Origin of the sequence: Sphingobium sp. IP1 (assembly GCF_002708645.1) — a bacterium.
Classification (GTDB): domain Bacteria; phylum Pseudomonadota; class Alphaproteobacteria; order Sphingomonadales; family Sphingomonadaceae; genus Sphingobium; species Sphingobium yanoikuyae.
In genome coordinates, this window is sequence record NZ_NOIW01000015.1 from 57,431 (window position 1) to 79,306 (window position 21,876).

At 65.6% G+C, this 21,876-nt stretch carries 13 protein-coding genes; 11 read left to right on the forward strand and 2 right to left on the reverse strand.

Annotated elements, in window-relative coordinates; translation table 11 throughout:
• The first annotated feature begins 124 nt into the window (after window positions 1-124).
• The 9 genes from CG471_RS07510 to CG471_RS07550 all read left to right on the forward strand — a co-directional run bounded on the left by CG471_RS07510 (window position 125) and on the right by CG471_RS07550 (window position 16,605).
• Window positions 125-2,449 carry a glycoside hydrolase family 3 N-terminal domain-containing protein gene (locus tag CG471_RS07510; RefSeq protein ID WP_257211457.1) on the forward strand — a complete coding sequence of 775 codons (2,325 nt, stop codon included), beginning with the start codon at window positions 125-127 and terminating at the stop codon, window positions 2,447-2,449.
• A 3-nt stretch (window positions 2,450-2,452) separates the two neighbouring features.
• Window positions 2,453-4,831: a glycoside hydrolase family 3 N-terminal domain-containing protein gene (locus tag CG471_RS07515; protein WP_099231430.1), complete on the forward strand. Its 2,379-nt coding sequence runs from the start codon at window positions 2,453-2,455 to the stop codon at window positions 4,829-4,831.
• Between the two features lie 86 nt (window positions 4,832-4,917).
• On the forward strand, window positions 4,918-6,129 hold the full coding sequence (gene manD / locus CG471_RS07520) for a D-mannonate dehydratase ManD (RefSeq protein WP_099231431.1): 1,212 nt from the start codon (window positions 4,918-4,920) through the stop codon (window positions 6,127-6,129).
• A 138-nt stretch (window positions 6,130-6,267) separates the two neighbouring features.
• Complete coding sequence (locus tag CG471_RS07525; RefSeq protein WP_099231432.1) at window positions 6,268-7,542, forward strand: MFS transporter; 1,275 nt, start codon at window positions 6,268-6,270, stop codon at window positions 7,540-7,542.
• Window positions 7,543-7,546: 4 nt separating this feature from the next.
• Window positions 7,547-9,007 carry a mannitol dehydrogenase family protein gene (locus CG471_RS07530; protein WP_099231433.1) on the forward strand — a complete coding sequence of 487 codons (1,461 nt, stop codon included), beginning with the start codon at window positions 7,547-7,549 and terminating at the stop codon, window positions 9,005-9,007.
• An 11-nt stretch (window positions 9,008-9,018) separates the two neighbouring features.
• Entirely contained in the window at window positions 9,019-11,700 is a 2,682-nt protein-coding gene (galB, locus tag CG471_RS07535; protein ID WP_099231434.1) for a beta-galactosidase GalB, read from the forward strand.
• Between the two features lie 133 nt (window positions 11,701-11,833).
• Window positions 11,834-14,698, forward strand: a complete 2,865-nt coding sequence (locus CG471_RS07540; protein WP_099231435.1) for a TonB-dependent receptor — start codon at window positions 11,834-11,836, stop codon at window positions 14,696-14,698.
• A gap of 394 nt (window positions 14,699-15,092) precedes the next feature.
• Window positions 15,093-16,325 carry an SGNH/GDSL hydrolase family protein gene (locus CG471_RS07545; RefSeq protein WP_099231436.1) on the forward strand — a complete coding sequence of 411 codons (1,233 nt, stop codon included), beginning with the start codon at window positions 15,093-15,095 and terminating at the stop codon, window positions 16,323-16,325.
• A 76-nt stretch (window positions 16,326-16,401) separates the two neighbouring features.
• On the forward strand, window positions 16,402-16,605 hold the full coding sequence (locus CG471_RS07550) for a hypothetical protein (protein WP_004211442.1): 204 nt from the start codon (window positions 16,402-16,404) through the stop codon (window positions 16,603-16,605).
• Here the strand turns inward: CG471_RS07550 and CG471_RS07555 are convergent.
• Complete coding sequence (locus tag CG471_RS07555) at window positions 16,602-17,087, reverse strand: Lrp/AsnC family transcriptional regulator (protein ID WP_257211456.1); 486 nt, start codon at window positions 17,085-17,087, stop codon at window positions 16,602-16,604. The genes CG471_RS07550 and CG471_RS07555 overlap by 4 nt on opposite strands.
• 98 nt (window positions 17,088-17,185) lie before the next feature.
• Between CG471_RS07555 and putA the strand changes: the two genes are divergently transcribed.
• Complete coding sequence (putA, locus tag CG471_RS07560; RefSeq protein WP_099231437.1) at window positions 17,186-20,794, forward strand: trifunctional transcriptional regulator/proline dehydrogenase/L-glutamate gamma-semialdehyde dehydrogenase; 3,609 nt, start codon at window positions 17,186-17,188, stop codon at window positions 20,792-20,794.
• A 57-nt stretch (window positions 20,795-20,851) separates the two neighbouring features.
• Here putA and CG471_RS07565 read toward each other — a convergent pair whose 3' ends face one another.
• Complete coding sequence (locus tag CG471_RS07565; RefSeq protein WP_004211445.1) at window positions 20,852-21,280, reverse strand: organic hydroperoxide resistance protein; 429 nt, start codon at window positions 21,278-21,280, stop codon at window positions 20,852-20,854.
• A 128-nt stretch (window positions 21,281-21,408) separates the two neighbouring features.
• On the opposite strand from CG471_RS07565, the gene CG471_RS07570 reads away from it, so the two are divergent.
• Window positions 21,409-21,873: a MarR family winged helix-turn-helix transcriptional regulator gene (locus tag CG471_RS07570; protein WP_099231438.1), complete on the forward strand. Its 465-nt coding sequence runs from the start codon at window positions 21,409-21,411 to the stop codon at window positions 21,871-21,873.
• Window positions 21,874-21,876: the final 3 nt, after the last annotated feature.

Here is a 21,876-nt window from a genome sequence, read left to right on the forward strand (position 1 = left end):
TGTGATGGTAACGCTATCAGTTGATCGGCGGCAAGCAAAAAGGAAAGCCGCGACAAAATTGGAGAGGGGCGTCGTGATCCGGTCAGTTCAGTTTTTGTGCGCAGCATCAGCGCTGTCGCTGGTGATGGCGGCGCCGCTCACGCCCGTTACGGCTGCGCCCGCAACCGGCCAGTCGGCCCGCCCGCTCTACAAGGATGCGTCCGCACCGATCGAGGCGCGCGTCGATGATCTGCTGGCGCGCATGACGCTGGATGAAAAGATCGCCCAGATCACCACCGTCTGGACCGACAAGGTGAAGCTGCTGGACGCGCAGGGCGAACTGGACCCCGGCAAGCTCGGCCCGACCTTCCCCAACGGCATCGGCCATTTCACCCGGCCCTCCGACGGGCGCGGCAGTTTCAGCCCGCGCGTCGTGCCCGGCCGCGATCCGCGCCGGACCGTGGCGCTGGTCAACGGCCTGCAGAAATGGGCGATGACGCAGACGCGGCTCGGCATCCCGATCCTGTTCCATGAAGAAGGGCTGCACGGCTATGCGGCCGTCGGCGCCACCAGCTTCCCCCAGTCGATCGCCATGGCGTCGAGCTGGGATCCCGCCATGCTGCGCCAGGTCAATCAGGTGATCGCCCGAGAAATCCGCGCGCGCGGCGTACCGATGGTGCTCTCGCCCGTGGTCGACATTGCCCGCGACCCGCGCTGGGGCCGGATCGAGGAAACCTATGGCGAGGATCCCTATCTGGTCGGCGAAATGGGCGTTGCGGCGGTGGAGGGGCTTCAGGGTGTCGGCCGTTCGCGCATGCTCCAGCCCAATCATGTCTTCGCCACGCTCAAGCATCTGACCGGCCATGGCCAGCCGGAAAGCGGCACCAATATCGGTCCGGCGCCGGTGTCGGAACGCGAACTGCGCGAGAATTTCTTCCCGCCCTTCGAACAGGTGGTGAAACGCACCGGTATCGAGGCGGTGATGGCCAGCTATAACGAGATTGACGGCGTGCCCAGCCACGCCAATCGCTGGCTGCTGGACAATGTGCTGCGTCAGGAATGGGGCTTTCGTGGCGCCGTCGTCTCCGATTATTCGGCCGTCGACCAGTTGATGAGCATCCACCATATCGCCGCCAATCTGGAGGAAGCGGCGATGCGCGCGCTCGATGCCGGCGTCGATGCGGACCTGCCCGAGGGCCTGTCCTATGCCACGCTCGGCAAGCTGGTGCGCGAGGGCAAGGTCAGCGAGGCGAAGGTCGATCTCGCCGTGCGGCGCATGCTGGAGCTGAAGTTCCGCGCCGGCCTGTTTGAAAATCCTTATGCCGACGCCAATGCCGCTGCCGCGATCACCAACAATGAAGAGGCCCGCGCGCTCGCCCGCACCGCGGCACAGCGCTCGATCACCCTGCTCAAGAATGACGGCATGCTGCCCTTGAAGCCCGAAGGCACGATCGCGGTGATCGGCCCCAGCGCGGCGGTCGCGCGGCTGGGCGGCTATTATGGCCAGCCGCCGCACAGCGTCTCGATCCTCGAAGGGATCAAGGCGCGGGTGGGTGCCAAGGCGAACATCGTCTTCGCTCAGGGCGTGAAGATCACCGAGGATGACGACTGGTGGGCCGACAGCGTCACCAAGTCGGACCCGGCCGAAAACCGCAAGTTGATCGCCCAGGCGGTCGAGGCGGCGCGCAATGTCGACCGCATCATCCTGACCTTGGGCGACACCGAACAGTCGAGCCGCGAGGGCTGGGCCGACAATCATCTGGGCGACCGCCCCAGCCTCGATCTGGTCGGCGAGCAGCAGGAGCTGTTCGATGCATTGAAGGCATTGGGCAAGCCGATCACCGTCGTCCTCATCAACGGCCGCCCGGCCTCCACGGTCAAGGTCAGCGAACAGGCCAACGCCATCCTGGAAGGCTGGTATCTGGGCGAGCAGGGCGGCAATGCCGTGGCCGACATTTTGTTCGGCGACGTCAATCCGGGCGGCAAGCTGCCCGTCACCGTGCCGCGCTCGGCCGGCCAGTTGCCGCTCTTCTACAATATGAAGCCCTCGGCCCGGCGCGGCTATCTGTTCGACACCACCGACCCGCTCTATCCCTTCGGCTTCGGCCTCAGCTACACCAGCTTCAGCCTGTCCGCGCCGCGCCTGTCCGCCACCAGGATCGGCACCGGCGGCAAGACCAGCGTCTCGGTCGATGTCCGCAACACCGGCGCGCGGGAAGGGGACGAGGTCGTCCAGCTCTATATCCGCGACAAGGTCAGTTCGGTCACCCGCCCGGTCAAGGAGCTGAAGGGTTTCCAGCGCGTGACGTTGAAACCCGGCGAGAGCCGCACCATCACCTTCACCGTCGGTCCCGAGGCGCTGCAGATGTGGAACGACCAGATGCACCGCGTCGTCGAACCCGGCGATTTCGAGATCATGACCGGCAACAGCTCGGTCGCGCTCCAGTCCACCACCCTGACGGTGCAATAAGCCATGATGACGACCCGCTTCGCCCGCCGCCAGGCCCTTGGTCTGCTCGCCTCCACCTCCGCGCTCGCCGCCGCCCCGCTGGCGGCGAAGGGGAAGGGCGGCCCGCTCTACAAGGATGCTTCCGCCCCGATCGATCTGCGCGTGCGCGACCTGCTCGGCCGCATGACGCTGGAGGAAAAGGTCGGCCAGATCATCGCGCTCTGGGCGACCAAGGCCGACATCATGGACGATCTCACCTTCTCGCCTGCCAAGGCGAGCAAGGCTTATCCCGCCAGCTTCGGCCAGATCACCCGCCCGTCCGACCGGCGCGGCGCGCCCAACGGATCGACGCAGGCCGGCGGCGTCGGTGCGCGCTGGCGCACCCCGGCCGATACCGTCGCCTTCATCAACGCCGTCCAGAAATGGGCGGTGGAGGACACCCGCCTCGGCATCCCGATCCTCTTCCACGAGGAATCGCTCCACGGTTACATGGCGACCGACGCCACCATGTTCCCGATGGCGATCGGCCTTGCCGGCAGCTTCGACCGCCAGCTCATGACCGATGTCCAGTCGGTTATTGCTCGGGAAGTCCGCGCGCGCGGCGTCCATCTCGCCCTCTCGCCGGTGGTCGACATCGCCCGCGACCCGCGCTGGGGCCGGATCGAGGAAACCTTCGGCGAGGATCCCTATCTCTGCGGCGAGATGGGCGTCGCCGCCGTGCTCGGCCTGCAGGGGGAGGGCAAGCAGATCGGCCCGGACAAGGTCATGGCCACGCTCAAGCATATGACCGGTCATGGCCAGCCGCAGGCGGGCGAGAATATCGCGCCCGCGCCGATCAGCGAGCGCGAACTGCGCGAGAATTTCTTCCCGCCCTTCCGTCAGGTGGTCAAGCGCACCGGCATCGCCGCCGTCATGCCCAGCTATAACGAGATTGACGGCGTCCCCAGCCACCAGAACAAATGGTTGCTCGGCGATATCCTGCGCGGCGAATGGCATTTCGACGGCGCCGTGGTCAGCGACTATGGCGCCGTCCCCGAACTCGACACCATCCACCATGTCCAGCCCGACCTGGAAGCGACGGCCCGTGCCGCGCTCCGCGCCGGGGTCGATTGCGAGCTGCCCGATGGCCTGGCCTATCGCACGCTCGTCGAACAGGTCCGCGCCGGAAAAGTGCCCCTTGAGGCCGTCAACCTCGCCTGCACGCGCATGTTGACGCTCAAGTTCCGCGCGGGCCTGTTCGAAAATCCCTGGCCGCGCGCCGATTATGATGCGCTCACCGGCAATGCGGAGGCGCGCGCGCTCGCGCTCAAGGCAGCGCACAAGTCGATCGTCTTGCTCAAGAATGACGGCACCTTGCCGCTCAAGCCCGGCGTCCATCGCAAGGTGGCCGTGATTGGCCCCAATGCCGCGATCGCGCGGCTGGGCGGCTATTCCTCGATCCCGCGCCAGGCGGTCTCGCTGCTCGATGGCATCAGGGCGAAGCTCGGCAACCGGGCGGACATCGTCCATGCCCAGGGCGTCTTCATCACCCAGAGCGAGGATCGCTCGGTGGACGAAGTGCTGCTGGCCGATCCGGCGAAGAACCGCCAGCTGATCGCCGAAGCGGTCGAGGTTGCGAAGACCGCCGACATCATCCTGCTCGCCATTGGTGACACCGAACAGACCAGCCGTGAAGGCTTTGCCAAAAACCATCTGGGCGATCGCACCAGCCTCGATCTGGTCGGTGAACAGAATGACCTGTTCGCCGCGATGAAGGCGACCGGAAAGCCGGTGGTGGTGTGCGCCATCAACGGCCGCCCGCCCAGCTATCCTGCCGTGGTCGACGGCGCCAATGCGCTGATCGAATGCTGGTATCCGGGGCAGGAGGGCGGCACGGCCATGGCCGACATATTGTTCGGCGACGTCAATCCGGGTGCCAAGCTGCCCGTCACCGTCGCACGCGACGCGGGCCAGATCCCGATCTTCTACAACCGCAAGCCATCTTCGCGGCGCGGCTATCTCTTCGCCGATGCCAGCCCGCTTTTCCCGTTCGGCTTCGGCCTCAGCTACACCAAATTCGCCTTCGGCCCGCCGCGCCTGTCGGCCAGCCGCATCGGCGTGGGCGGCGACGTGACGGTGGAGGTCGATGTCCGCAATGTCGGCACTGTCGCGGGCGAAGAGGTGGTGCAGCTCTATGTCCATGACCAGACCGCCTCGGTCACCCGCCCGCTCAAGGAACTGAAGGGCTTTGAGCGGATCGCGCTGGCGCCGGGCGAAAGCCGCACCGTGCGCCTGACCATCGGCCCGGAAGCCTTCGCGCTGTGGAATCTCGACATGCGCGAAGTGGTGGAACCCGGCCTGTTCGACATCATGGTCGGGCCGGACAGCGCCACGCTTCAGACGGTTACATTGGAGATCGCCTGATGGTATTGGCCTGACCAATATCGTTGAAGGCAAATTGATTATCGCCTATGGCCATGATTGGTCATACCAGTTTTAGGGGAGCATCCATGCCCAAGATTACCGGCGCCAAGGTCATCGTCACCTGCCCTGGCCGCAATTTCGTTACCCTCAAGATCGAGACCGAGGACGGCGTCTATGGTCTGGGTGATGCGACCCTCAATGGCCGCGAACTGTCGGTCGCCTCCTATCTGCAGGACCATGTCATTCCCTGCCTGATCGGCCGGGACGCGCACCAGATCGAGGATATCTGGCAATATCTCTACAAGGGCGCCTATTGGCGTCGCGGCCCGGTGACGATGTCGGCCATCGCCGCCGTCGATACCGCGCTCTGGGACATCAAGGGCAAGATTGCCGGCCTGCCGGTCTATCAGCTGCTCGGCGGTGCCAGCCGTGAAAGCGTCATGGTCTATGGCCATGCCAATGGCACGACGATCGAGGACACGGTCAAGGTCGCGCTGGAATATCAGGCGCAGGGCTACAAGGCGATCCGCATCCAGTGCGGCGTCCCCGGCATGGCATCGACTTATGGCGTGTCGAAGGACAAATATTTCTACGAACCCGCCGACGCCGACCTGCCGACCGAAAATGTCTGGAACACCAGCAAATATCTGCGCATCGTCCCCGAACTGTTCAAGGCCGCGCGCGAAGCGCTGGGCTGGGACGTGCATCTGCTGCACGACATCCATCATCGCCTGACCCCGATCGAGGCCGGGCGTCTGGGCAAGGATCTGGAACAATATCGCCCCTTCTGGCTGGAAGATGCGACCCCGGCTGAAAATCAGGATGCGTTCAAGCTGATCCGCCAGCACACCACCACGCCGCTGGCGGTGGGCGAGATCTTCAACTCGATCCATGACTGCCGCGAACTGATCCAGAACCAGTTGATCGACTATATCCGCGCCACCGTGGTCCATGCCGGCGGCATCAGCCATCTGCGCAAGATCGCGAACCTGGCCGATCTCTATCAGGTCCGCACCGGCTGCCACGGCGCGACCGACCTGTCGCCGGTCTGCATGGCCGCCGCGCTCCACTTCGACCTGTCGGTGCCCAATTTCGGGGTGCAGGAATATATGCGCCACACGCCCGAGACCGACGCCGTCTTCCCCCATGCTTACACGTTCGAAAACGGCGCGATGCATCCGGGCGACAAGCCTGGCCTGGGCGTCGACATCGACGAGGAACTGGCCGCCAAATATGAATATAATCGCGCCTTCCTGCCGGTGAACCGGCTCGAAGACGGCACCATGTTCAACTGGTGATCGCTTGACCTGCTTTGGCCACTCCACACCGTCATCCCCGCGAAAGCGGGGATCCATCTCCTGCCATAGCCCCAATCGCGAGGTCCGGAGGTGGATTCCCGCGTTCGCGGGAATGACGAAACATTGTCGGAGTGGCCAATGACCACGATTCCCAAACCGTCAGGAAAGGTCCGCTGGATCGTCTGCGGCCTGCTCTTTGCGGCGGTGGTGCTCAGCTATATCGACCGGCTCGTCCTGCCGACGCTCAAGCCCGATCTGCAGGCCCGCTATGGCTGGAGCGAGAGCGGCTATGCCGATCTCGCCATCTGGTTCCAGGCCGGATACGGCATCGCCTATGTCGCCTTCGGCCGGCTGATCGACCGGATCGGCGCGCGGGCCGGCTATGCACTGGCGGTCGGCCTGTGGACGGTCGGCCATGTCATGCACATCTTCTTCACCTCGACCGCCGGCATGCTGTTCGCCCGCATTCCGCTGGCGATCGGTGAGGCAGGGACATTTCCGGCGGCGATCGCCGCCACCAATGAATGGTTCCCTAAGAAGGAACGCGCCTTCGCCATCGGCATCTTCAATGCCGGCTCCAATGTCGGCGCGATCCTGACGCCGCTGATCGTCCCGGTCATCGCCGTGACCCTGGGCTGGCGCTGGGCCTTCATCCTCACCGGCCTGCTGACGGTCTTCTGGCTTGCCGCCTGGCTGACCTTCTACCGCCGCCCGCGCGAGAAGAAGGGGCTGAGCGCCGAGGAACTGGCTTGGATCGAGGCGGACCCGCAGGAGCCGGCCCGTCCGGTCAAGTGGCGCACCCTGTTCCGCTATCGCCAGACCTGGGCCTATATGACTTCGCGCTTCCTGATCGATCCGGTCTGGTGGACCTTCCTCTTCTGGCTGCCCGATTTCTTCAACAAGCAATATGGCGTGAAGATGCTGGACTTCGGTCCGCCGCTGATCGCCGTCTATCTGCTCGCCGATGTCGGTTCGGTTGCGGGCGGCTGGCTGTCGTCGCGCCTGATGGGCCGGGGCATGGCCATTAACCGCGCCCGCAAGACGGCGATGTTCTGCGCCGGGCTTTGCGCCCTGCCGATCGCCTTCGCCGCGCAGGCGCCCAATATGTGGATCGCGGTCGGCCTGATCGGCCTCGCCTGCGCCGGGCATCAGGGTTTCTCTGCCAATGTCTATGCCTTGCCGGGCGATCTCTTTCCGCGCTGGATGGCGGGGTCGGTGGTCGGCCTTGGCGGGCTGGCCGGCGCGATCGGCGGCATGCTGATGGCCAAGTTCGCCGGCATCATCCTGGAAACCGTCGGCAGCTTCCAGCCGATCTTCATCGTCGCATCCTGTGCCTATCTGCTGGCGCTGCTGGTGCTGCACCTTATCGTCCCGCGCTATGCGCCCGTGACCCTTTCGCAAGAGGCTGTCTGATCCCGTGACCCGTCTGTCGTCCGCCACGCTCGCCGGCCTGCCCGCCGATATCGTCCGTCCCGGCTATGATCGCGCGGCGGTTCGCCCCGGCGTCGTCCATCTCGGCATCGGCGCCTTCAACCGCGCGCATCAGGCGGTCATCTTCGATGATGCGCTGACCGCCGGCGACCTGCGCTGGGGCGTGATCGCCGCGTCGCTGCGTTCGCCCGGTGTGCGCGACCAGATGATGCCGCAGGACTGCCTCTACACCATGCTGGTGCGCGATGGTTCGGCCGAGCAGGCGCGCATCATCGGCGTAGTCAGCCAGGTATTGGTCGCCCCGGAAGACCCGGCCGCATTGGTCGCCGCGCTCGCCGCGCCCGATACCCATATCGTCACCCTCACCGTGACCGAGAAGGGCTATAAGCTCGACCCCGCGACCGGCGCCCTGATCGAGGGCGATCCCCAGCTTGCCGCAGACCTCGCCTCGCTCGCCGCACCACAGACCGCGCCCGGCTTCCTCGTCGCCGCGCTGGCCGCGCGCCGGGCGGCGGGCCTGCCGCCCTTCACCGCGATCAGTTGCGACAATCTGCCGCACAACGGCACGCGGCTGCGCAACGCCGTGCTGGCGCTCGCCGCCCGGCACGACCCGGCGCTGGCCGACTGGATCGCGGCGGAAGGGGCCTTCCCCGAAACCATGGTCGACCGCATCGTCCCCGCCACCACCGACGCCGACATCGCCGCGCTCGCCGGCCGGCTGGGTGTCGAGGACCAGGCGATGGTCAAGACCGAACCCTTCCTGCAATGGGTGATCGAGGATAAATTCTGCGGTCCGCGCCCGGATTTCGGCGCCGGGGTTCAGGTGACCGCCGCCGTCGCCCCCTGGGAGGAGGCGAAGCTGCGCCTGCTCAACGGCGCGCATAGCGGCATCGCCTATCTCGGCGGCCTCGCCGGCATCGACCATGTCCATGAAGTGCTCGCGCTGCCCGAAGCCCGGCATTTCGTTGAAACTCTGTGGGACGAGGCGCAGACCACCCTGTCGCCGCCGCCCGAGCTGGACGTCGCCGCCTATCGCCGCGAGCTGATGGCGCGTTTCGACAATCCGACCTTGCAGCATCGCACCCGCCAGATCGCGATGGACGGGTCGCAGAAGCTGCCCCAGCGCCTGCTCGCCACCATCGCCGCGCGGCTGTCGGCAGGGCAGGGGATCGATGCGCTGTCGCTCGCCGTCGCCGCCTGGGTCCGCTGGCAGGCCGGCGTCGATGATCGGGGTGAGGCCCATGTCGTCGACGATCCGCTCGCCGCTGCCATCGCCGCCCGGCTGGCCGACGCATCCTCGACGCAAGCCCGCGTCGACGCAATCCTGGCCTTCGACGCCGTGGTGCCCGCCGACCTTGCCGGCAATGCCGCCTTCCGCGCCGCGCTGATCCGCTGGCTCGCCATCCTCGAAGCCGACGGCGCCCGCGCCGCGCTCGCCCAGCTCTGACGGAGCCCCTGATGAAGACCCTGCGCACCATCCTGCTCGCCTCCTGCCTGCTCAGCCCCGCCACGCTGCTGGCCGCGCCGCGCGACAGCGTCTCGATCAGCCGCGACTGGCGCTTCACCAAGGGCGATCCTGCCGGCCTGACCGAGGATCTGCGCTATGATGTACGCCCGCCGATCGAGGATGCCGGCGATGGCAAGGTGGCCGATGCCCGCCCCGACGCAGCGGTGCAGGTGGACGACAGCGGCGCCCGCGTGCTCAAGCCCTGGATATTGCCCAGCGCCAATCCCTTCATCGCCGATCCCGCCAAGCATCACATCCGCCCCGCCGGCAATCCGGGCGGCACCGTCTCCTATGTCCAGCCCGGCTTCGACGACAGCGGCTGGACCCATGTCGATCTGCCGCACGACTGGGCAATCGCCGGCCCCTTCATCAAGGATGGCCCCTATGGCGGCATGGGCCGCCTGCCCAGCTGGGGCATTGGCTGGTATCGCAAGGCGCTGACCATCCCCGCCAGTGACAAGGGCAAGTCGATCTTCCTCGATGTCGAAGGGGCGATGTCCTACGCCACCGTCTGGCTCAATGGAAAGCTCGTCGGCGGCTGGCCCTATGGCTATAACAGCTTCCGCCTCGACCTCACCCCCTATGCGGTGCCGGGCGGGCAGAACCAGCTGGTGATCCGGCTCGACAATCCCCAGGCCTCGGCGCGCTGGTATCCGGGCGGCGGCCTTTATCGCGACATCTATCTCACCACCACCAACAAGGTCCATGTCGGCCAGTGGGGCAGCATCGTCCGCACGCCGCAGGTCAGCAAGGCGCAGGCCAGCGTGGACCTCAGCCTCACCCTCGACAATGACGGCGACACCCCGGCGCAGGTCGAGGTCGCGACCGCCCTCTATGCGATCGACGCCAGCGGCAAGCGCATCGGCCGCCCCGTCGCCAGCATCGCCCGCCAGTCCAGCAGCATCGCCGCCCATGGCAAGGCGGAGCTGAAGGGCAGCACGATCCTCAGCAATCCGCGCCTCTGGGGCCCGCCGCCCACGCAAGCGCCCAACCGCTATGTCGCCGTCTCCACCGTGACCCAGGGTGGCAAGCTGATCGACAGCTACGAAACCCGCTTCGGCGTGCGCGACATAAAGTTCGATCCCGACAAGGGCGTGATCGTCAATGGCGAGCAGATTCCGCTGCGCGGCGTCAACAATCATCATGATCTCGGCGCACTCGGCGCCGCCTTCAACGCCCGCGCGGCCGAGCGCCAGCTCGAAATATTGCGCGACATGGGCACCAACGCCGTGCGCATGAGCCATAATCCGCCCGCGCCCGAGCTGCTCGAACTCACCGACCGCATGGGCTTCCTGGTGATGGACGAGGTGTTCGACAGCTGGGAGAAGAAGAAGACCCCGCATGATTTCCACCTGATCTTCCCGGACTGGCGTGAGGCCGACGCCCGCGCCATGCTGCGCCGCGACCGCAACCATCCCTCGATCATCATCTGGAGCATCGGCAACGAGGTTGGCGAACAATATGATGGCGAGGCGGGGGCGAAGATCGGCCGCGAACTGGTCGCCATCGCCCATCAGGAAGACCCGACCCGTCCCGCCACCAGCGCGATGAACTATGCCAAGGCGGACATGCTGCTGCCGACCACCGTGGACGTCATCAGCCTCAATTATCAGGGCGCCGGCATTCGCGGCATCGTCGGCCAATATCCCGCCTTCCGCGCGAAATTCCCGGACAAGGTCATCCTGTCCACCGAAAGCGCCTCGGCCCTTTCCAGCCGCGGCGAATATATGTTCCCGGTCGCTGGCGCGATCAGCGGTCCGGTCCGCCCCTGGTCGGGCGGCAATCCCGACACGCATCAGGTGTCGGCCTATGAGATGCATGCCGCCGATTTCGGCTCCTCGCCCGATCGGGTCTGGGCTGCCGATGACCAGAACCCCTATGTCGCGGGCGAGTTCGTCTGGACCGGCTTCGACTATCTCGGCGAACCGACCCCCTATTACACGTCGCGCAGCAGCTATTCCGGCATCCTCGATCTCGCCGGTTTCCCCAAGGACCGCTTCTGGCTCTACCAGGCGCGCTGGCGGCCGGACCTCAAATTCGCGCATATCCTGCCGCACTGGACCTGGCCCGACCGCGTCGGCCAGATCACGCCGGTTCATGTCTTCTCCTCGGCCGACGAGGCGGAGCTGTTCGTCAACGGCAAGTCGCAGGGCAAGGTCAAGAAGCGCGATTATGAATATCGCTTCCGCTGGGACTATGTCGTCTATGAGCCGGGCGAGGTGAAGGTCGTCACCTGGAAGAAGGGCCAGCCCTGGGCGACCGAGACGATCCGCACCGTGGGCGAGGCGGCGAAACTGTCGCTGACTGCCGATCGCAGCGCCATCGCCGATGACGGCCGCGACCTCAGTTTCGTGACGCTCAAGGTTCTCGACAAGGACGGGAATGTCGTCCCCGCCGCCAAGCAGGACATCAGCTTCTCGATCGAGGGGCCGGGCGAGATCATTGCCACCGACAATGGCGACCCGACCGATCTGACCGCTTTCCCGTCGCATGATCGCAAGGCTTTCAATGGCCTGGCGCTGGTGATCGTGAAGGCAAAACCGGGCGAGAAGGGGCAGGTAACCGTCCGCGCCAGCGCGCCGGGCCTGACCGCGGCGCAGGCCGTCATCAGCACAAATGCCACAGTTCGCTGAAAATTAATAACGTTACCATTTTCGCTCGTCCCATATCTTGACAATTGGGACGGGCACTTTATTGGTCTGCATCTGATAGCGCTACCAGATACGCCCACCGGATAGTCGGGGGCAGCGCTCGGGGAGAGGTTGTATGAACGTTTCACGCCACAATAATATCCGTGCGGCCCTGTTCGCCGCATCCGCCTTCGGTGCGCTGGGCCTGGCCCAGGCCGCCGCTGCGCAGGATGCTGCTGCACCGGCCGAAACCGCCGCCGCGCCGCAGGACAGCGAAACCGCCGACATCGTCGTCACCGGTATCCGCGCCTCGCTGGAAAGCGCCACCAACGCCAAGAAGAATGCGGTTGCGTTTGGCGACTCGATCTTCGCGGAAGATATCGGCAAGCTGCCCGCCACCAACCTCGCTGAAACGCTGAACCGTATGCCCGGCGTGCGCCTCAATCGCGACATCAACGGCGAAGGCACCCAGGTCGCGATCCGTGGCCTTGGCCCCAGCTTCACCCGCGTGCTGCTCAACGGTTCGCAGCTTCAGGTTGCATCGGATGGCGGCACCAACGGCGGCAGCGCCAACCGCGAAGTCGATCTCGACTTCTTCCCGTCGGAACTCTTCACCCGCCTCGACCTCGCCAAGAGCCCGTCGCCCTCGACGCTTGAAGGCGGCATCGCCGGCACCGTCAACCTGCGCAATGCCCGTCCCTTCGACAAGGAAGGCACCCATGTCACCGTCGTGGCACAGGGCCAATATACCGACAATAACGACAAGTTCAGCCCACGCGGCGCGATCGTCGCCAGCCACACCACCGACACGTTCGGCATCCTCGTCGGCGTTGCCGGCGTGAAGACCAAGACCCGCGTAGATGGCTTTGAATCGGTCGGCTGGACCGACGGTAATCTCGGCACCGGCGACGCCGGCGGCAATAATTTCTCCTGGGCCTCGGTCGTTCCCAACAATACCGGCCATGGCCTGGTCGCCGGCCAGCCGGTCGATGTCGTCGCCACGTCGGGTCTGACCCGCGACCAGCTCAGCACCGCACTGATCCCGCGTCTCGGCCGCAAGAGCCTGACCGAAGGCGATCGCTCGCGCATCTCGGCGCTGGCCTCGCTCGAATGGCGCCCGTCGGACGAGCTGCATTTCGCCCTGGACGGCATCTGGGCCAAATCCAAGCGTGATTACAGCAAGGTCAACATGAACTGGCAGGTCCGCAACTCGGGGCCGGGCACCAGTGCCCAGTCGACCGGCGGCATGGTGCCGATCGACCTGACCGTCGATGACAATGGCGTCGTCACCAGCGGCACCTTCGCCAACTCCTCCTATTTCCTCGAAGCCAGCCTGTTCAAGCAGACGACCAAATTCTGGAACGTCAACCCGAGCGTCAGCTGGCAGCCGACCGAGGATCTGAAGGTCGACCTCAGCGCCAACTGGTCGAAGAGCCGCTTCTTCCGCGAACAGCCGACCTGGGCCTTCCAGACCACGCCGCAGTCGGGCGTCGAAACCTATTATGACAATACCGGTGGCGACTATCCGTCGATTACCAGCAATCTCGACCTCAACGATCCGAACAACGGCAGCTGGCAATGGTATCGCCAGAATATCCAGCTGGTCCGTCGCAAGACCGAGACCAAGGGCGCGCATCTCGACGTGACCTATGGCGATGACATGTTCAACGTGAAGGTCGGCGGCGCCTATGATCAGGCGACCCGTTCGATCCGCGCCTATGACAACAGCACCGCCTATCAGCTGTCGGTCTGCGGCACTGGCTGCACCGGCGCCACCGGCACCGTGCCGACCAGCGCCATCGCTCAGTATCTGCGCAGCTCCTCGACCGCCGGCTTCATCGTGCCGGACTTCGATGCGCTCAAGCAGGCCACCAACTATGCCAGCTATCGCGACAGCGCGCCCGAAGCACGCGGTGCCGTCACTGGCGGTGCGACCGGCGACATGGATGAGAAGGTCTGGGGTGCCTATTTCGAACTGAACGGCGTCACGACCATTGCCGGCCGCGACCTGCACATCAACACCGGCATGCGCTACGCTCACACCGACCAGCTGGTCGTCGGGCCGAGCCAGGTCGGCACGGCGATCGTCGACATCACCTCGTCCTCGACCTACGAGAATTTCCTGCCGTCGATCAACCTGACCTATGATGTCGCCGACAATGTGAAGCTGCGTGCGTCGGCCTCGCGGACGATGACCCGCCCGGATGCCGGCGCGATCCTGCCGGGCATCACCTTCTCCGATCCTTCGGCGCTGACCGCCACGGCGGGCAACCCGAACCTCAAGCCCTACACCTCGGACAATTATGACCTGGGCGGCGAAATCTACACCGGCGGCATCGGTTATGTCGGCGTGTCGCTGTTCATGAAGAATATCCAGGGCTTCACCGTCACCACCTCCGAACAGGTTGCCTTCGGGTCGCTCAACATTCCGTTCGACAGCCTGATCTCGACGCAGCAGAACGCCCTCAACGACCGGTCGCTCCAGACCGGCATCCCGGTCGCTCAGCTGCCGATCACCGTGAACCGCCCGGTCAACCTGCGCGATCTCAAGATCAAGGGTATCGAAGCGACCTGGGTGCAGCCGCTCGACTTCCTGGTGAAGGGCCTCGGCTTCTCGGCCAACGGCACCTATCTCAAGCAGTCCTCTTCGTCGGGTCTGGTCGCGACCGGCGTGTCGCCCTGGAGCTACAACCTGCAGGGCTTCTATGAAAATGGCGGTCTGTCGGTCAGCGTGAACTATGTCTGGAATGACGAGGCGATCGCCGTGAACGGTCCGCAGAACGGCATCAACGGCGCCGACCTCAAGTCCGACGCCCGTGGCCAGCTCGACATGTCGGCCGGCTATCAGCTGCCCTTCTTCAACAAGGCGCTGCGCCTGACGCTCGATGTGCTGAACATCACGGATGAGCCGATCCGCACCACCTTCGAATATTCGAACGCGGCCTATTCGGTCTATTATCCCGGCCGCACCGTGCTGGCCGGTATCCGGGCCAACTTCTGATCCTCCCCCAGGGATGCACTGACAGGGCCGGCGGCAACGCCGGCCCTTTTTCTTGGGAGCATGCGGCGGTCGTCGGCCTGTGGAGCGGAGTGCTTTCCAAATTGGATTTTCTTTGATCTACCCTGTGGGATGAAACCGTCCGTCTCCGCCTTCATCGATCGCATCCGCTGTCGCTTGGGTGTCGTCTCGCTGTCGCTTCGGTGTCGCTTCATCGTTGCGTCAGTGTTGCATGGCTGTCGCTTCACGGGCGCCTCACTGTCGCGCCGTCCTCGCGATTTCGGCGGAAATGGCCGAAATTCTATCGTGCAACGGTGTGAACTTCGAACTGTGACTTTCTCATATCCCTGCAATGGCGTCGCGTGCCGGTCGGGCCGCCGCTGAAAGGAACCTGCCGATGATGCGTTCTCCGCTTCTGATCTGCCTCTCGCTCCTGGCCCTCACGACCAGCCCGGCGGCGGCAAAGACCTGCACGCCGACCTGGGTAACGGGCTGGGCCTCCTCGCAATTCCGGCCGACCGGCGACGCCGCACTGACCGCCGGCACGCTCAAGGACCAGTCGCTGCGCCAGATCGTCCGCCCTTCGATCGCCGGCGACCGGCTGCGCGTGCGCATCTCCAACCTCGCCGGCACGGCGCCGCTCCATATCGCCGGCGTCAGCATCGCCCGCGCGCCCGCCAGCACATCGCCGGCGATCGATCCCGGCACGCTCATTTCGCTGCGCTTCGATGGCAGCCCGGACCTGATCGTGCCGGCCGGTGCCGACTATCTCTCCGACCCGGTATCGCTGCCGGTCGCCGCGCTCGACAATATCGCCGTCACCATCCGCTATCAGGGCGAACCGGAACAGACTTCGCATCCCGGTTCGCGCGCCACCTCCTGGCATCTGCCCGGCGATCATCTGACCGACACGGTGATGGCGGGCGCCGCCTCGTTCGATCATTGGTTCAATCTCGCCGCGCTGGAGGTCGAACGCTGCGCGCCCGCACGACTGGTCGTGGCGCTGGGCGACTCCATCACCGATGGCAAGGGATCGACCACCAACGGCAATGATCGCTGGACCGACCGGCTCGCCCAGCGGTTGCAGGCCGATCCCAAGCGGCGCGACATCGCCATCGTCAATCAGGGGATCGGCGGCAACCGGCTGCTGAACGACGGGCTTGGCCCCAATGCGCTCGCCCGGCTTGACCGCGATGTGCTGGCCCAGCCCGGCGTCACCCATCTGGTCCTGCTGGAAGGGGTCAATGATCTTGGCACCCTCACTCGCGATGCCCCGGTCAGTGTCGAGGATCACAAGGCCCATGTCGCCCGCATCATCGGCGCCTATCGCCAGATCATCGCCCGCGCCCATGCGCGCGGGATCAAGGTGATCGGTGCCACCATCATGCCCTTTGTCGGCAACGATTATTATCATGCCGATGCCCAGAATGAGGCGGACCGGCAGTCGGTCAATGCCTGGATCCGCACGCCGGGCCATTTCGACGGGCTGGTCGATTTCGACCGCGCCACGCGTGATCCCGCGCGCCCCGACCGGCTGCTGCCCGCTTATGATGGCGGCGATGCGCTCCATCCCAATCCGGCCGGCTATCGCGCCATGGGCGACGCAGTGTCGCTGACCCTGTTCGATTAACATGCATTAACCGCGTGATCCCGATCACGCGGATTTTACGTAAAATCCGCTACGTCTCCCGCGAAAGGGATGACGGGTGATCGAAAAAGCGCCGAGAAAATATCGTCTGCAGGACTATGCCAATGCAGAGGCGGACGTCGCGTTCCGCAGCGATCAGGACGTGCTCGAAATCTGGCGTTCGACCACCGATTATCAGCGCCTGACCCCGCATCAGAAGGCGGCGCGGGCCGAGCTTCAGCGGCGCGGCATCCGGGTGGAAGGGCCTTCGGTCCCGCGTTAACGGCGCGGCCGCTTGCTGCCGGATTCCAGCACCGTCTCCATCGCCACGAAGGTCGATGTGCTGGCGACATGGGGCAGGGCGGAAATCTTCTCGCCCAGCACCATGCGATAGCGGCGAATATCGGACGTGCGGACCTTGAGCAGATAGTCGAAATTGCTCGCCAGCATATGGCATTCCTCGACCTCCGGGATGCGCCTTACCGCCGCATTGAACTCGCGCAGCGCGCTCTCTCGCGTGTCGCTCAGCTTCACCTCGGTAAAGGCGACATGGTCCATCCCCAGCTTGGCCGGATCGACGATCGCGCGAAAGCCGCGAATGACGCCACTCTCCTGCAACCGCTTCAACCGCACCTGGCAGGGCGTCTTGGACAGGCCAACGCTGGCGGCCAGATCGGTCACGGTCATGCGGCCATCCTCGACCAGTGCGGCGATGATACGCCGGTCGAACTCATCCATTTCGACCATAGCAGGCTTGTTAGTCATGCAATGTGCCTATCATGCTGCCATTAATAAGTCACTTTGGCATTTATCGGGGCATTCATAAGACGGAATGAAATGCGCCGATCGGATATTCTGGTCGCATGACCGACCAGCATCCCTTTGCCGCCTTCGCCCCCGCCATCCGCGATCAGTCGCCGCTGCGCCGGGCGATCACCGCCGCTTATCGCCGGGACGAGGCCGAGTGCCTTGCCCCGCTGCTCGACGCGGCGACCCTGCCCGAGGCCACCCGCGCCGCCGTGGCGGACACGGCGCGCCATCTGGTCACCACCCTGCGCGCCAATCACAAGGGCACCGGGGTCGAGGGGCTGGTCCAGGAATATTCGCTCTCCAGTCAGGAGGGCGTGGCGCTGATGTGCCTCGCCGAAGCTTTGCTGCGTATCCCGGACAATGACACGCGCGATGCCCTCATTCGCGACAAGATCGCCGATGGCGACTGGAGTTCGCATCTGGGCGGCGGCAAGTCGCTGTTCGTCAACGCCGCGACCTGGGGCCTGGTCGTCACCGGCAAGCTGGTCGGCAGCGTCGACGATCGCGGCCTGGCGGCGGCGCTCGCTCGCCTGGTCGCCCGCGCTGGCGAACCGGTGATCCGGCGCGGCGTCGATCTCGCCATGCGGATGATGGGCGAACAGTTCGTCACCGGCGAGACGATCAAGGAAGCGGTCAAGCGCGCCAAGGAACTGGAGGCCAAGGGCTTCGCCTATAGCTATGACATGCTGGGCGAGGCGGCGACCACCGCCGCCGACGCCGCGCGCTATTATGCCGATTATGAAAAGGCGATCCACGCCATCGGCAAGGCGTCGGCCGGTCGCGGCATCTATGCCGGCCCCGGCATCTCGATCAAGCTGTCGGCGCTCCATCCGCGCTATGTCCGGGCGCAGGCCGACCGGGTGATGGGCGAATTGCTGCCGGCGGTGAAGCAACTCGCGCTGCTCTCAAAGCGCTACGACATCGGCCTCAACATCGATGCGGAGGAGGCCGACCGGCTCGAACTCTCGCTCGACCTGCTCGAAAGCCTGGCGCTCGATCCCGACCTTGCCGGCTGGGATGGCCTGGGCTTCGTCGTCCAGGGCTATGGCAAGCGCTGCCCCTTCGTCATCGACTGGATCATCGACCTCGCCCGTCGCGCTAATCGCCGGATGATGGTGCGTCTGGTCAAGGGCGCCTATTGGGATGCGGAGATCAAGCGCGCGCAGGTCGACGGCCTCGCCGATTTTCCGGTCTATACCCGCAAGGTCCATACCGACGTCGCCTATGTCGCCTGCGCGAAGAAACTTCTGGCCGCGCCCGACGCCGTCTTCTCGCAATTCGCGACCCATAATGCCCAGACGCTGGCCACCATCTACCAGATGGCCGGGCCGGACTTCGCGATCGGCAAATATGAGTTCCAGTGCCTGCACGGCATGGGCGAGCCGCTTTATGAGCAGGTCGTCGGCAAGGACAAGTTGGACCGCCCGTGCCGCATCTATGCGCCGGTCGGCACGCATGAGACCTTGCTCGCCTATCTCGTCCGCCGCCTGCTGGAAAATGGCGCGAACAGCAGCTTCGTCAACCGCATCGCCGATCCCGATGTCTCGATCGAGGAGATGATCGCCGACCCGGTCGAGATCGTCCGCGCCATGCCGCATCCCGGCGCCCGGCATGACCAGATCGCCGCGCCCGCCGGCCTCTATCCCGATCGCCGCAATTCGGACGGCATCGATCTCAGCGACGAAGGCGCGCTCGCCGCGCTGACGCAGGCGCTGCAGCACAGCGCCACCATCGCCTGGGCCGCCGCGCCCGAGGGCGGGGAAGGGGAAGCCCGCCCGGTCTGCAACCCCGCCGACCATCGCGACATCGTCGGCACCGTGTGGGAAGCGAGCGCTGACCACGCCCGCGCCGCCGCGATCCGCGCCGCCAACGCCTGCTGGCCCAACACGCCCGTCGCCGATCGTGCCGTCCTGCTGGATCGGGCGGCCGACGCGATGCAGGACCGGATGCCGGTGCTGCTCGGCCTCATCATGCGCGAAGCCGGCAAGTCGCTGCCCAACGCCATCGCCGAAGTGCGCGAGGCGATCGACTTCCTGCGCTATTATGCGGCGCAGGCACGCGGCACCTTCGGCCCGGATCAGCTGCCGCTGGGACCGATCACCTGCATCAGCCCGTGGAACTTCCCGCTCGCCATCTTCACCGGACAGGTCGCGGCTGCACTGGTCGCGGGTAATCCGGTGCTGGCCAAGCCCGCCGAGGAAACCCCGCTGATCGCGGCCGAAGCCGTCCGCCTGCTGCATGAGGCCGGCGTGCCCGGCGACGCGCTACAACTGTTGCCCGGCGACGGCCGGATCGGCGCCGCGCTGGTCGCCGCGCCGGAAACGGCGGGCGTCATGTTCACCGGCTCGACCGAGGTCGCTCGCCTCATCCAGCGCCAACTCGCCACCCGCCTGTCGCCCGCCGGCAAGCCGATCCCGCTGATCGCCGAAACGGGCGGCCAGAATGCGATGATCGTCGACAGTTCGGCGCTGGCGGAACAGGTGGTGGCCGACGTCATCGCCTCTGCCTTCGACAGCGCCGGCCAGCGCTGCTCGGCATTGCGCATCCTGTGCCTGCAGGAGGATGTCGCCGATCGCACCCTCACCATGCTGAAGGGGGCGCTCAGGGAATTGCGCATCGGCCGCACCGATCGGCTCGCGGTCGACACCGGCCCGGTCATCACGGCCGAGGCGAAGGCGGGCATCGAACAGCATATCGCCGCGATGCGCGCGCTCGGCCGGAAGGTCGAGCAGCAGGAGTTGCCCGAAGAGGCCGTGCACGGCACCTTCGTCGCGCCGACCATCATCGAACTGGACAGCATCGCGGACCTCAGCCGCGAGATATTCGGCCCGGTGCTGCACGTCATCCGTTTCCGTCGCGAGCGGATGGATGCGCTGGTCGATGCGATCAACGCCACCGGTTATGGCCTGACCTTCGGCCTGCACACCCGCCTCGACGAGACGGTGGCGCGCGTCACCGCGCGGGTGAAGGCCGGCAATATCTATGTGAACCGCAACGTCATCGGCGCGATCGTCGGGGTTCAGCCGTTCGGCGGGCGCGGCCTGTCGGGCACCGGACCCAAGGCGGGCGGGCCGCTCTATCTCGGCCGCCTGACCCGCACCGCGCCGGTCTTTGCCGAGCGGGTCGGCTATCTCGCCTCGCCCATCCATGATTTCGTCAGTTGGCTGGAGGCGCAGGACGATCATGAGGCGGCGGCGGTTGCGCGCCATTATGGTGATGCGTCGGCGCTCGCCGTCGAACTGGCGCTGCCCGGCCCGGTCGGCGAGACCAACCTCTATGCGCTGCATCCGCGCGGCCTGCTGTTGCTGCGTCCGGGCACGCGGCGCGGCCTGCTGGCCCAGATGGCCGCCGTGCTGGCGACCGGCAATCGCGCGGTGATCGAGGGGGCGCCGCTGCCGCAGGGCCTGCCCGCCAGCGTCGCCGCTCATTTCCTCGCCCAGCCTGACGCGCCTTTCGCCGCGATGCTGGTGGAGGGGGATGCCGACCAGATCCTCGCCGCAACCCAGGCGGTGGCCGAACTGGATGGGCCGATCGTCACCGTCCATGCCGCCGCGCCCGGCGACGAGCGCGCCTGGCATCTCGACTGGCTGCTGGAGGAGGTGTCGACCTCCATCAACACGACCGCCGCGGGCGGCAATGCCAGCCTGATGATGATCGGCTGATAATGAAAAGGGCGGCCCGCACAGGCCGCCCTTTTTCTTTGTCGAGAATGTCGTGCGTCAGGCGACGCTCAGGCGCACGTCGATATTGCCGCGCGTGGCGTGCGAATAGGGGCAGATCGTGTCCGCTTCGGCGACCAGCGCCTCGGCCGCGGCCTTGTCGACGCCCGGCAGGCTGATTTCCAGCGCGACGTCCAGGCCAAAGCCCTTGTCGCTGCGCGGGCCGATGCCGACCGTGGCGGTGACGCTGGCGTCGGCAGGCACGCGGGGCAGATCCTTGTCCTGGCTGGCGGCGAACTTCATCGCGCCCAGGAAGCAGGCGGCATAGCCCGATGCGAACAGCTGTTCAGGATTATTGCCCTGGCCATTGCCGCCCAGTTCCTTGGGCGTGCCCAGCGTCACGGCGAAGCTGCCATCGGTGGTTGCGGCCTTGCCGTCACGGCCGCCGGTTGCGGTGGCGCTGGTGGAATAGAGGATCTTGCTGCTCATCGATCGGTCCTTTCATTTAATCATCTGCGATTAAATCGCGTGCGATCTATATGCGTCTGCCGATGTGAGTCGTCAACCCTTGCGATCATATCGCGTGCGATTTATATTTAGGAGCAAGGAGTATCGCCATGACCACCCTCGCCATGACTACCGAAAATGCCGCGCGCGGCGCGCTTGACGATTTTCTCTGCTTCGGCGTCTATTCGACCGGGCTTGCCTTCAACCGGCTCTACAAGCCGCTGCTCGATCGTTACGGCCTCACCTATCCCCAATATCTGGTGATGGTGGCACTGGCCCGGCGCGACGACCAGACGGTCGGCGAACTCGGCGGTCAGCTTTTCCTCGAATCCAATACGCTGACCCCGCTGATCAAGCGGCTGGAGGCGGCGGGCCTCGTCACCCGCCAGCGCGACACCGCCGACGAGCGTGTGGTCCGCGTGCGCCTGACGCAGCAGGGTCAGTCGGTGGCGCAGGACGTCTCAACCTGCGTCCCGGCCGAACTGATGGAGGCCGTCGGCATCTCGATCGAGGAAATCGCCGCGCTCAACCAGTCGCTGGTGACGCTGCGGGAGAAACTGCAACGCGCGGCCTGACCG